General features: G+C 36.4%; 12 protein-coding genes and 1 riboswitch. All 12 genes read left to right on the forward strand.

What is annotated here, in order from left to right; genetic code table 11:
* The 12 genes from U473_RS02080 (at position 1) to U473_RS02135 (ending at position 12,728) form a co-directional block, all read left to right on the forward strand.
* Positions 1–2,211, forward strand: a complete 2,211-nt coding sequence (locus U473_RS02080; protein ID WP_068722886.1) for a heavy metal translocating P-type ATPase — start codon at positions 1–3, stop codon at positions 2,209–2,211.
* 80 nt (positions 2,212–2,291) lie between these two features.
* Entirely contained in the window at positions 2,292–2,498 is a 207-nt protein-coding gene (copZ, locus tag U473_RS02085; protein WP_068722888.1) for a copper chaperone CopZ, read from the forward strand.
* Positions 2,499–2,592: 94 nt separating this feature from the next.
* Positions 2,593–2,696: riboswitch (SAM riboswitch) on the forward strand.
* Positions 2,697–2,799: 103 nt separating this feature from the next.
* Positions 2,800–3,837: an ABC transporter substrate-binding protein gene (locus tag U473_RS02090; RefSeq protein ID WP_235589053.1), complete on the forward strand. Its 1,038-nt coding sequence runs from the start codon at positions 2,800–2,802 to the stop codon at positions 3,835–3,837.
* A gap of 14 nt (positions 3,838–3,851) precedes the next feature.
* On the forward strand, positions 3,852–4,700 hold the full coding sequence (locus tag U473_RS02095; protein WP_082732319.1) for an ABC transporter permease: 849 nt from the start codon (positions 3,852–3,854) through the stop codon (positions 4,698–4,700).
* The gene (locus U473_RS02100) at positions 4,700–5,440 is read left to right on the forward strand and encodes an ABC transporter ATP-binding protein (RefSeq protein ID WP_068722890.1); all 741 of its coding nucleotides are present in this window, start codon (positions 4,700–4,702) and stop codon (positions 5,438–5,440) included. Before U473_RS02095 ends, U473_RS02100 begins: the two co-directional genes overlap by 1 nt.
* 12 nt (positions 5,441–5,452) lie before the next feature.
* Entirely contained in the window at positions 5,453–6,670 is a 1,218-nt protein-coding gene (locus tag U473_RS02105) for a YeeE/YedE family protein (protein ID WP_068722892.1), read from the forward strand.
* 153 nt (positions 6,671–6,823) lie between these two features.
* Entirely contained in the window at positions 6,824–7,528 is a 705-nt protein-coding gene (locus tag U473_RS02110; protein ID WP_068722893.1) for a response regulator transcription factor, read from the forward strand.
* Positions 7,521–8,942 (forward strand): ATP-binding protein, encoded by a 1,422-nt coding sequence (locus U473_RS02115; RefSeq protein ID WP_068722895.1) that lies wholly within the window; start codon positions 7,521–7,523, stop codon positions 8,940–8,942. The genes U473_RS02110 and U473_RS02115 overlap by 8 nt, the downstream gene beginning before the upstream one ends.
* 217 nt (positions 8,943–9,159) lie before the next feature.
* Positions 9,160–9,615, forward strand: a complete 456-nt coding sequence (locus U473_RS02120) for a hypothetical protein (RefSeq protein ID WP_068722897.1) — start codon at positions 9,160–9,162, stop codon at positions 9,613–9,615.
* Complete coding sequence (locus U473_RS02125; protein WP_068722899.1) at positions 9,608–10,339, forward strand: cytochrome b N-terminal domain-containing protein; 732 nt, start codon at positions 9,608–9,610, stop codon at positions 10,337–10,339. Before U473_RS02120 ends, U473_RS02125 begins: the two co-directional genes overlap by 8 nt.
* Entirely contained in the window at positions 10,318–11,067 is a 750-nt protein-coding gene (locus U473_RS02130; RefSeq protein ID WP_068722901.1) for a cytochrome b family protein, read from the forward strand. The genes U473_RS02125 and U473_RS02130 overlap by 22 nt, the downstream gene beginning before the upstream one ends.
* 143 nt (positions 11,068–11,210) lie before the next feature.
* Positions 11,211–12,728 (forward strand): peptidoglycan DD-metalloendopeptidase family protein, encoded by a 1,518-nt coding sequence (locus U473_RS02135; RefSeq protein WP_068722903.1) that lies wholly within the window; start codon positions 11,211–11,213, stop codon positions 12,726–12,728.
* Positions 12,729–12,809 lie beyond the last annotated feature (81 nt).

The following is a 12,809-nucleotide window of genomic DNA, read 5'->3' on the forward strand; positions in this document are numbered from 1 at the left end:
ATGGTGACGGAAGCAAAGGATCTTGGCTATGGTGTAGCAAAGGAAAAAGTAGAATTAGATCTAATTGGAATGACTTGTGCTGCATGTTCCTCACGAATCGAAAAGGGATTAAATAAAATACCAGGTGTTTACTCTGCTACAGTCAACCTGGCGCTGGAAAGAGCAGTTGTCGAATACAATGCTGAAGAAGTAGATGTGGATGATTTTATAAAGAAAGTTAGGGACTTAGGATATGATGGAAAAGTTCATGAGGATGAAGTGGATCAACAATCTGCTAAGGATAAAGAATTAAGTAAAAAGAGAACCAAGTTGATCATTTCTTCTCTCTTATCCCTTCCCCTATTATGGAGTATGTTGGGTCATTTTGGGGTTATGTATTTGGTGCCAGAAATCATCATGAACCCATGGTTTCAACTTCTTTTAGCAACACCAGTTCAATTCTATATTGGTTATCAATTCTATCATGGTGCTTATTCTGCTTTGAAAAATGGTAGTGCTAATATGGATGTCCTTGTTGCATTAGGAACATCTGCTGCTTACTTTTATAGTATTTATGGAATAATTATAGGCACTCATCAACTTTATTTTGAAACGAGTGCAGTCCTGATTACGCTCGTTTTATTTGGTAAATATTTAGAAGCCTTAGCGAAAGGTCGAACATCTGATGCGATTAAAAAATTGATGAGCTTACAAGCAAAGACTGCGATGGTTGAAAGAAACGGAGAACCGATTGAAGTTCCAATTAAAGAAGTGGTAAAAGGAGATATCATCATTGTTCGCCCTGGGGAAAAAATCCCTGTTGATGGTGAAATTATCGAGGGCTATTCGTCTGTTGATGAATCCATGATTACAGGGGAAAGTATTCCAGTCGATAAGAAAGTTGGCGATATTGTCATTGGGGCTACAATCAATAAGCATGGTTCTTTTAAGTTTAAAGCGATAAAGGTTGGGAAAGATACAGCCTTAGCACAAATTATTAAAGCGGTAGAACAAGCCAATAGTACGAAAGCACCCATTCAACGGATGGCTGATGTGATTTCGGGGATATTCGTGCCGATTGTTGTGGCCATCGCTATTTTAACCTTCTTAGGTTATTACTTCTGGCTAGATCCTAACAATTTTGAACATGCCTTAGTGAATGCGATAGCCGTTCTCGTTATTGCTTGTCCATGTGCATTAGGTTTAGCAACACCAACTTCTATTATGGTTGGGACCGGTAAAGCAGCTGAACATGGGATTCTTTTCAAAGGTGGAGAACACTTAGAAAACACTAAAAAAATCAATGCGATTGTATTAGATAAAACAGGCACCATTACCAAAGGGGAGCCTGAATTAACAGATTATATTGCGATTGATGCAAGTGAACAGGAATTATTACAATATGCTGGTTCCATTGAAAAAACGTCTGAACATCCGATTGGTAAGGCAATTGCTAAAGGCGTAGAAGAAAAAGGAATCGACTTGCTTCAAGTCAAAGATTTTGAGATTCTTCCTGGCAAAGGTTTAAAAGCAAAAGTGAACGATACGATGGTTTATGTGGGAACACGTAAATTAGTAAGAGAAATTGGACTTGATCCAGCAGCTATTGAAGAAAAAATGGCTCAATTAGAAGCACAAGGGAAAACAGTTGTTTTAGTTGCTACTCCTGATAAATTATTAGGAATCCTTGCAGTGGCTGATACGGTAAAAGCTGACTCAAAAGAAGCCATTGCCAAATTAAAAGAAATGGGTATCAAAGTCGTGATGATTACCGGGGATAATCAACGTACCGCAAAAAGTATAGCTCAAGAAGTGGGTGTTGATGAAGTTCGTGCAGAAGTAATGCCTGAAGATAAGGCAAAAGAAGTTGAATCCTTAAAAACTCAAGGATATACAGTTGCCATGGTTGGCGATGGCATCAATGATGCTCCAGCATTAGCTACTGCAGATGTAGGGATGGCAATTGGAACTGGAACAGATATTGCGATTGAAGCAGCCGATGTTACCTTAATTGGTGGGAGCTTAAAAGGGGTTGCAGATGCAATCTATATTAGTAAACAGACCTTAAAAAATATTAAGCAGAATCTATTTGCTTCTTTATTCTACAATTCAATTAGTATTCCAGTAGCAATGGCAGGTCTATTAGCACCTTGGATTGCAGGAGCTGCGATGGCAATGAGTTCTGTCTCAGTCGTTCTTAACTCCTTACGATTAAAAAATATTAAATTTTAAAAAAACAAAGTTATTGACTATTGTTTGTTACCCTAACAAGGGTTTCATATAATCATTCATCTATAATGGAGGGATTTTAAATGGAAAAAGTAATTAAAGTAGAAGGTATGACATGTAATCATTGCAAAATGGCGGTAGAAGGGGCACTAAAAAAATTAGCAGGTGTCTCCAATGCGGTTGTTAGTCTTGAGAACAAAAATGTAACGGTTTCTTTCGATGAGGGAAAAGTAACTTTTGAACAAATGAAAGAAGCGATCGAAGACCAAGGCTATGATGTTGTTGCATAATTAGAATAATCATGAAAAAACTTTTTGATTGTAGCACATTAATGGATTGACGATTTTCTATGAATCACAGTATGATCAATTACATATTATCACGTTCTTATCCAGAGTGGTGGAGGGACTGGCCCAATGAAACCCGGCAACCGATTTGTATGATACGGTGCTAATTCCAGCAGAACAATTTGTTCTGAAAGATAAGAAGAGTTATCTTAACACCTCTTCTTATGAGGTGTTTTTTCTTGCAATATGCAAGGACAATCCTGACTAAATTAGTCAAGTTTATACGTTAAAGGGGGAAATGGAATTGGTAAAAATTTTAGGGGCACGCCGATTACGGTGGGTAGGGATGTTTGTAATGATCATTTCTTTATTTTTAACCGCCTGTGGAGCAAACAAGGAGCAGCAAGCAAATACAAATCCACAAACAAAAGAAAAGCTACGTATTGGTTATTTAAACGTGATGGATGATGCTCAAGTGATGCTTGCTTATGATGCAGGTTTTTATGAAAAGAATGGGTTAGAAGTGGAAGTTCAAATCTTTAATAGTGGGCCTGAAATGATTAAAGCGATTGTTGGAGGACAATTAGACGCAGGGGTGCTTGGATTTACAAATGCTGTTACATGGGCTGATAAAGGTGCTGATTTAAAAGTAATCAGCGGTGCGCAAATGGGTTATCACAGTCTATTAGTGCGAAGTGATCGTAATATTAAGACGATACCAGATTTGAAAGGAAAGCAACTAGCTACACAGAAACAAGGGAGCACAGCAGACATCGTGCTAAATGGTGTTGTACTGAAAGAGGGTAATCTTACACGTAATGATGTGAATATGGTTTATGTTTCACCAAGTGTGGCGATCCAATCCTTAACAGCTGGGAAAGTAGATGCTGCTTTTCTCTTTGAACCATATGATCGAATTGCTCGTAAAACCATTCCTGTAACGCCACTTTATGATGTTGGAGAAGAATGGCCTTTCCCATGTATGGTGGCAATAACCTCAGGAAAAATTCTTCAAGAAAAACAGATTGCGATAAATAAGATGTTAGATGCTCAAAAAGAAGCGATTGAGATGTTAGAAAATCAACCAAAAGAAGCAGCAAAAATATTGGCAAAACGTTTTATTGAAACAGAAACCATCGATACAACAAATGGGAGAATCAATTCAGTAGACTTAATCGCTGAAGCAATTGAAGCTCAAACCTTTAATTGGGAAATTACTCAAGAGAATATTCAACAAATGAAAGATATTGTACAAATGATGGTAGATCAACAAATGCTATCAAAACCTCTAAATGTAGAGGATATTCTTGATTTATCTTGGCAAAACAAAAAACAATCTTAAGATGGTGACTTCAAGTGAAAAAAGAATCACAAATCATCAAGTCTATTGCTAATCAAACCATATTAAAACCGAATAAAAAGGTCAAGCGTCTAAGTATAAAATCGACACTTCCATATGTTTATGCGATTGTTACACTACTCGCTATATGGCAAATTACCGCATGGTTTTTACCAAACTTTTTATTACCAGATGTAGTTAATGTCTTTCAGCGATTTCTTAGTGAAGTAAAAGATCCAGCATTTTTAGACAGCATTCAAAGTAGTCTAATTCGATTAATCATTGGGTATCCTTTAGCTTGTCTTCTAGGTTCTTTATTTGGCTTATTGTCTGGTTTATCGAAGGGATTTAAAATCTATCTAAAAAATGTAATTTCAATATTGCAATCAATCCCTCCAATAACGTGGATTCCATTTTTAGTTATTTTATTTGGGTTTGGCGATCTTCCTATTATCATCGTGATCACGATTGCCAGTTTCTTTCCTATGGCTTTAGCGATGATTAATGCGACAGAAAATATAAATCGCACTCATCTCGAACTAGCAAAGGTATTAGGTGCGAATAAAAAACAATTAGTAACAAAAGTTTTTCTGCCTGAAACCTTTCCATCTTTTTTAACAGGTGCTCAAGTTGCTTTTGGCAATGCTTGGAGATCGCTTGTGGCTAGTGAAATGGTTGGAGGAGCAGCAGTTGGTCTTGGTTGGTCGATTAGTTATGCAGGGGAAATTGCCGATATGGAAGGAGTTCTTCTTAATATTGTAGTGATTGGTGGGATCGCCCTCATTCTAGATCATCTTGTTCTTGAGCAGTTAAAAAGGAAATTTCTTCGGTGGCGTGATCTGACAGGAGGAGGGGGTTCAGTATAATGCAAACAATCAAGTTGGAGAATGTTAGTAAATCTTTTGGCGATTTAAAGGTATTATCTAATGTGAACTTTTCTGTTGAAAGTGGTGAATTTGTTGCCATCGTCGGTCCTTCAGGTTGTGGAAAGAGCACAGCATTAAGAATGATTGCTGGTTTAGAAAAACCAACCACAGGGAAGGTAATGGCTAATGAACAGATCATTGATCAGCCTGATCCAGAGCGGACTTTAATTTTCCAAGAGCACGCTCTATTTCCTTGGCGTACAGTTGGTGAAAATGTAGAGTTTGGTTTAGAGCTAGCAAATGTTGCTAAAGAAGAAAGGGAAGCACGTATTCAAGCGATTCTTATCAAAGTTGGATTAACAGATTTTAAAGATTACTATCCAGGACAGTTATCTGGAGGAATGCGTCAACGTGCTTCCATAGCCCGTGCATTGGTTATGGATCCAGATGTGTTATTGCTTGATGAACCTTACGGTGCCTTAGATGCCATAACTAAATTAAAAATGCAAAATGAACTGATGAATTTATGGTTGGGTTCTCAGAAAACGATGATTCTGATTACCCATGATATTGATGAAGCGATTTACTTGGCCGATAAAATTTTTGTGATGAGTCCAAGGCCTGGTTATATCAAAGATATGATTATTGTTGATCTTCCAAGACCTCGTAATCGAAATGGAACTGAATTTATCAAGATAAGAGAAAGAATCATGAATGAACTTGATCTAACTACTAACTAAGAGGTGATTTGAATGCAAACAAACGTAACCGTTGCTAATCCTGCCCCTTCACGGGTAGGATATAATCGTTCTATTATAATTGCTACGATATTTGTGGCTTTCATCGGTGTTGTTTACTTATATCAAGCCGTTTCTTTACGCCAGGCTTCACTATATTTTGTAGGAATCATTGCAGGAATTGCTTTATATCATGCTCATTTTGGTTTTACCTCTGCATGGAGACACTTTATTTTAAATCGCCGTGGTGAAGGGATTCGCGTGCAAATGCTTTTAATGATGCTGGGGAGCTTTCTTTTCTTACCCTTATTAATTCAAGGTTCCTTTTTTGGCCAAACGGTTAATGGGTATATAAGTTCTGTTGGGATCTCTCTTTTATTCGGAGCATTCATTTTTGGGATTGGCATGCAATTAGGAGATGGATGTGCATCAGGAACACTATACCACTTAGGTGGTGGTGATCTTCGTGCTCTGAACACATTAATTTTCTTTATCATTGGTTCTGTACTTGGAGCAAAAGATTTTCAATGGTGGATGGATACACCAAATATTGGCCCAGTTTCTTTTCTGAATAATTTCGGAATTTGGCAAGGGATTGTTATACAAATGATTCTAGCGGTCATCGTTGTTGCCATTTCCATGTATTTGGAACGTAAACGACATGGTAAGTTGTTGAAAAGTAATCAACGGCCAAACAAGGATTGGAAAGTCATCTACCAAGGTCCTTGGTCATTAGTCACTGGAGTTATTATTTTAGCATTGGTTCAATTTGCTATTTTCGTTCTCTCTGGAAAACCATGGGGAATTACCTCTGCTTTTGCTTTATGGGGTTCAAAAATAGTGAGGGCACTCGGCGTACCAGTGGAAAGTTGGGGATATTGGCAAACACCAGCAAGGGTTAATGAATTGAATGGGAGTATTTTTGCTGATGTTACCTCTGTACTTGATATAGGAATCATATTGGGCGCATTACTCGCTGCTGCACTTGCTATACGTTTTACCAAACCCGTTCAATGGAAATTTTCGACTCGTTCAATCATAGGAACTGCAATCGGTGGAATGTTAATGGGATATGGTGCTCGAATTGCCTTTGGGTGCAACATCGGTGCTTTCTTTAGTGGAATTGTTTCTTTTAGCTTACATGGCTGGTTATGGTTTGTAGCAGCCTTTATCGGTTCAATCATTGGGGTTAAACTTAGACCATTATTTGATCTTCAAAATCATGTAAAGTAAAGAAGACTTTTTTTAAAAAACGCTCCTGTATTTAAACAAGGGGCGTTTCTTATTGAAAAAGCCCCCAAATAACTCCATAAGCTTGTATAATAAAAGTAATGATTTTTACAAAATAAACGAATGGACAGAGTTAACAAGTAGGGGGAGAAGCTTGTGAGCAAAACAAATAAAGAAAAAATACTGATTGTCGATGATGATTATAACTTATGCCAATTGATCAAATCATACCTTGTTCAAGAAAATTTTGAAGTAGCGATTGCTGATAATGGACAAGCTGCTCTAGAGAAATTTAAAGAGTTCGCCCCTCATCTTGTATTACTTGATATCATGTTACCTCAATTGGATGGTTGGAATGTATGTAAGGAAATTCGTCGGGTGAGCAATATCCCAATTGTAATGCTGACTGCTAGAGGGGAACAGTTTGATAAGGTTCTTGGTTTAGAATTAGGGGCTGATGATTATATCGTAAAGCCATTCGATTTCCGAGAATTGATTGCTAGAATAAGGGCTGTCCTTCGCCGTTATGCTCCAAAAGGGGTAGAAGTCAAACAAATTGTGTACCCAAACCTAATGATAGATATCAACGAATACCATGTTCGCTTAAATGGTGAGCATTTAAAATTAAAACCGAAAGAATTAGAATTACTTTACTTTTTAGCTAGTCATCCTAATCAAGTATTTACAAGACAACAACTGCTTGAAGAAGTTTGGGGATTTGATTTTTCCGGAAGTACACGAACGATTGATGTACATGTTGATCGCTTACGTAAAAAAGTACATGATGATAAAGAATTATGGCAAATTAAAACTCTTTGGGGTGTAGGGTATAAATTTGAGGTGAAAAAACAGTATGTTTAAAAAACTGGCTAGGCGTTTAATGTTTAGTTACTTAACCGTTATCTTTATTGCACTCGTTGTTTTGGGAGGGTTATTATCTTATTTATTTGAAAACTATTATTTTATAGAAAAAGAACGGCGATTGAAAACTCATGGGGAAGAGGTTAGTAGAGTCGTTGAATCCTATTTTGAAGGAAAGCTAGATATATACGGAATGAATAAGGCATTAGAAAATTATGAACATCATTTAAATGCACAATTAGTCTTGTTTGATCGGAATGGAGAGAAATTTGAAAAACTTCGTTTATATGAACATGCCCAGAAGGAAGATCCTTTTACAAAAGAGGAGTGGAATCAAGTCCTTGATGATAAAACAGTGGCTAGAAAAGATATAGGTTATCTTAATTTTTATAAAGATACCGTTTTATCTGTTGCTGTACCAATTAAGAATAATGGTCAAGTAACAGGTGCCGTATCTCTTCATTCAACGATTTATGATATACGTGAAACGATGTTGCAAGTTCGAAAGTTTATTATTCTTGCAGGGCTGATTGCAATGGCAATTGCTACTTTGTTAACCTATTGGCTTTCTAAGCGAATTAGTCAACCATTAAAACAGATGAGTAAAGCTGCCAGTGAGCTTGCTGTTGGTAAGTCAACGGATCCCATACATGTTGATGGAAATGATGAAATTGCTCAGTTAGCACATACCTTTAATACAATGGCCAAAGAATTAGCGACCACTGAACAAGTACGTCGTGATTTTATTGCTAATGTTTCCCATGAATTACGCTCACCACTTACTTATATTTGCGGAGTTTTACAAGGAATTAATGATAGGAAATTTACTGAGGATCCAATCGCTATGGAGAATTATGTATCTGCGGCACTAACCAAAACAAAAGGAATGTCTCGACTCATACAAGATCTATTAGATCTTTCTAGAATGGAAGCCAAAACATTTCAACTGTTTAAAACGAAAATGGATTTAAATGAAACGATAAGAAGGTTATTAGCCCAACTAGATCCAATATTAGATAAAAAATCACTTTCTCTCAAAGTTCAGTTAAAGGATCGTCCTATTTGGATTAATGCGGATATAGATCGAATCGAGCAAGTCCTTACGAATCTATTAGACAATGCGATAAAATTTACTCCGGTAGCAGGAATAATTAAAGTAAAAACAACAATAGAGAAGAATTATGCTAGAGTTGAGATTACAGATTCTGGTCCTGGAATCCCAAAAGAAGAGCTACCTTTTATTTGGGAAAGATTTTATAAAGTGGATAAAGTGCGTACACCTGGCAGTGAAGGAACAGGACTCGGTTTAGCCATTGTGAAAAGGTTAATTCTTGCACATGAAGGTCAAATTGAGGTTCAAAGTGAAGTGAATAAAGGAACTACATTTATATTTACGCTACCAGTCATAGATTGATAACTCAAAAAAGAAGATCATCACAGAAGTTTTTTATTCCCATCTGATCAAATCATTTATGCCTTTCCTAAATGAAAGGTTATTTTTTTTCATATTTCTTGAGAAAAAGTTCACAAATTGTTCACAAGGTTGTTTACAATTTGGTGATATTTCAGTGATAACCCTCTGTTACTTTATTGAATGTAAACGATTTTACATTCTAAAGGGGGTTATTCTGTTGCACAAAAAGTTTACTGTTTTTATTGTTGTATTATTGTTAATATTTGTAAGTGCTCTACCTGTATTTGCTCATGGGGGAGAGGAAGAGGGCGCTGTAGATGTACCAACTCTAGTCCGACAATCTATTGCTTTTATTGAAGGGATTAATGACATGGAAATGGCAAAAGATAAATTAAATGAAGCCATTGAAGTGAATCAGGAGACCCAATTAGCTGATGGACAAAAACTTGAACAAGCTAAACTAGCAATGGATGAAATGAAAATGGAAGAAGCAAAAACATTGATGGTTGAAGCAATCGGTGGTAATCCAGAAAATGATTTGGAATATGAACCAAAGGTATCCTTTGGAGCAGGAAGTATTTTCTTTATGATTCTTGCTATTATCTCTGTCATATTAGGGGCATTCATACTTAAAAAACAACATGCTAATAAAGGGGAAATGAGTCATGAGTAATGGATTTACAAATTGGTGGAAGGAAAGGGTTCCAACTGGCGGATTGAATTATCCTGTACCCAAACATGCAAACACCTTTTTATATACTTTAGGTGGAATTACCTTAGTAAGTACACTGCTTACAATCCTTACAGGTATTATTCTAGCTCAGCTTTATTCCCCTACACCGGAACAGGCAAATGAAAGTATTCGCTTTTTATTAAACAACTATGAACTTGGTAATTTTATTCGTGGGCTCCATTATTGGGCAGCACAAGTTACGATCACTGCGATTATTTTACATCTATTACGTGTATTCTTCTATGGTTCCTATAAGAAACCTCGTGAAGCGAACTGGCTTTTAGGTGTTATCTTATTCTTAGTTATGGTTGGTCTTTACTATACAGGTACGATCTTAAAGTGGGACCAAGAGGCATTTGAAGCATTAGAACATGCTCAAGCAGGCGGAGAACTGCTAGGCGGACCATTGGCTGCATACTTTGCAGAAAATCCAACTGTATCTATGTTAAGTAAATTCTTTAGCTTACACACAAGTATATTACCATTAGTCTTACTAGGATTAATTCCTTTACATTTATTATTGATTAAAGCCTTAAAAATTTCTCCACTACCATTTAAGTCAAAAGCAGAAAAAGAAGCAAACGCAGCAAAAAATCTGCACATGCTAATCATCAAGATGATTCAGAGGGACAAAGCACATTCTTGGTTCATATCAAACATCTAACAGGTTATGGATTGATCATTTTTGGGGTATTGATCTTTTTAGCGTTAGTGTTCCCGCCTGCACTTGGGGCACCACCTGTAGAGGGAATCGAAGCTACAAAGCCACCATGGATCTTTATGAGTATCTTTACCATTGAAAACTGGTTTGGCTTACAAGGGTTAATTGTTACATCCATCTTATTAGTGATTGGATTAGTTTTAGTTCCTTTTATTGATCGGAAACCAACACCTCATTTTGCGAATCGAAAAGCCTTGGTCAGTGTTGGAACTCTTGTAGTTTTACTATTTATTGGGTTCACAGTCAATGCTTATTTTACAAAGCCAGAACAACATATTGGTATGGGTGGTTCTGAACCTGCTGCTGCACAAGAAGAAACAAAAGCAGAAACAGATTCAACTATTCCAACTGAGGAACCTATACAACAAGAACAAAGCAAAGAACTACAAGCACTTGATCAAGCAATCGTAGTAGCAGGTGAATTGAAAGAAGCCGTGGCAGTAAAAGATTTCAAGCTAGCCGCTACAAAAGCTGGAGAATTAGATGAAACAGTGGATGATATTGGTGATCAAATTAAGGTAAAAGACGCCCAATTGCGCGAAGCGATTGGTGAACCGATTCATGAACTAGGTAAATTAACAAAAGAAACTAACCCTAATGTAGAAGAAATCAATAAATTAGTAGATACAGCAGTCCAGAATATTACTAAAGCAAAATCCTTATTTAACTAATAGAAATAGCCAAAGGTTTTCCCCTCCTTTGGCTATCATTCTTTTATGAATAATCATTCTAAATCTCTTCATCCTTTCTCCATATTTTAAGGGTAGGTTTAAAGTAACTTGTCTTAATCTATGTCAAAAAAAGGGAGGCTGTCATGAAGAAGTTCAATCTGTTTGAATTTACCACCTTTAAAGGTAAATTCCAAGAGGGATTCACCCAGTTCAAATTATGGGGAAATCAACAACTTCAAAAAACTAAGCAGTACATATGGGAAAATAAAAGAAAATCTATCATAATCGGTTCTATTTCAGGAATAGTTATTGCTGTGGCAACCTTTGGTTTATTCTATTATCAGGCAAATATGGAAAAATTATACCATGTATATGTAGACGAAAAACAAATAGGTGTTGTTAATGATATTGCAGTTGTAGAAGATTGGAAGAATCAACAGCTAAAGAAAGCCCAAATCACGTATGGGTTAGAAATGGTTCCAGGTAATGATATCACCTATCATGAACAAAAGATCTTTAAAGGCAAATACGATAACGCGCTTGCATTGGATGCCCTTCAATCTAAATTTGTCATTCAGGGCAAAGGGGTAGAAGTAGTTATAAATGGCAAAGGCGTAGGCTATGTAAAAGATCATGCAACTGCTGAACGAGTATTGAATCAAATAAAAAATACCTATTTACCAATTAAGAATAAAACAAAGGTTACTGCTGCCTCTATGGATTATAACCCACAACCAAGCATTCAAGTTCAAAGTATTGATTTAAAAGAAGAAATATCAATGAAAGAAGTAAAGGTTTCACCGAATCAAGTTCTTACTGAAAATGAAATGATTACTTTACTACAAAAAGGAACGCTAGAGGAACAAAAATACATTGTAAAATCCGGCGATACAATTTCAGAGATTGCTGAGAAGTATGGGTTAACAACAAAACAGGTTTACGATCTAAATCCAAAACTGCAAGGGGAATATATCAATATTGGTGATGAACTTAAAGTGACGAATGTAAAGCCATTGGTAACCGTTCAAGTAAAGGAAATAGTGATTGAAGAACAAAGAATACCCTATCAAGTGGTTTATGAAAAGGATAATACTCTTTACCAAAACCAAACAAAAGTTGTAAAACAAGGTGAAGAAGGAAAGAAAAAGGTGGAATATGCGGTTGTAAAGGAAAATGGAACAACGATTCAGAAAAGTATTTTGAATGAAGAAGTGATAAAAAAACCAATAAATAAGATTGTAAAAAAAGGAACAAAAATCTCTACATCAAGTATTTCTTCAAGAGGTTCTGGGAACTTTAAGTGGCCGGTAATGGGGGGAATCATCACAAGTCCATTTGGCCAAAGATGGGGTAGAGCTCATACAGGAATTGATATTTCAGGAACGAATGGTCTTACAGTAAAGGCTGCAGATGGTGGGAAGGTCACTTTTGTAGGCTGGAAAAGTGGATATGGCAAAACGATCATCGTTAGTCATGGTAATAATGTAGAAACGTGGTACAATCACCTTAGTGAGTATTATGTTTCTGAGGGAGACAATGTTGTTCAAGGTCAAAAGATAGGGAAAATGGGGAATACAGGAAATGCGACAGGGACCGTTCTTCATTTTGAAGTAAGGATAAACGGAGTACCCAAGAATCCAATTAACTACATTAGTAGATAGTAAATGGTACTAACACTTTAAAAGATAACTCACAAATAAATATATTGTTAAATAATAAAAGGAGCTTACCCTCAATCATTT

It is taken from the genome of Tepidibacillus decaturensis (assembly GCF_001561915.1).
GTDB classification, from domain to species: domain Bacteria; phylum Bacillota; class Bacilli; order Tepidibacillales; family Tepidibacillaceae; genus Tepidibacillus_B; species Tepidibacillus_B infernus.

Bases quoted from the DNA above. Each gene is read 5' to 3' on its own strand.
- U473_RS02135 (WP_068722903.1), top strand. From the start codon at position 11,211: ATGAAGAAGTTCAATCTGTTTGAATTTACCACCTTTAAAGGTAAATTC.
- copZ (WP_068722888.1), top strand. From the start codon at position 2,292: ATGGAAAAAGTAATTAAAGTAGAAGGTATGACATGTAATCATTGCAAA.
- U473_RS02125 (WP_068722899.1), top strand. From the start codon at position 9,608: ATGAGTAATGGATTTACAAATTGGTGGAAGGAAAGGGTTCCAACTGGC.
- U473_RS02100 (WP_068722890.1), top strand. From the start codon at position 4,700: ATGCAAACAATCAAGTTGGAGAATGTTAGTAAATCTTTTGGCGATTTA.
- U473_RS02080 (WP_068722886.1), top strand. From the start codon at position 1: ATGGTGACGGAAGCAAAGGATCTTGGCTATGGTGTAGCAAAGGAAAAA.
- U473_RS02115 (WP_068722895.1), top strand. From the start codon at position 7,521: ATGTTTAAAAAACTGGCTAGGCGTTTAATGTTTAGTTACTTAACCGTT.
- U473_RS02105 (WP_068722892.1), top strand. From the start codon at position 5,453: ATGCAAACAAACGTAACCGTTGCTAATCCTGCCCCTTCACGGGTAGGA.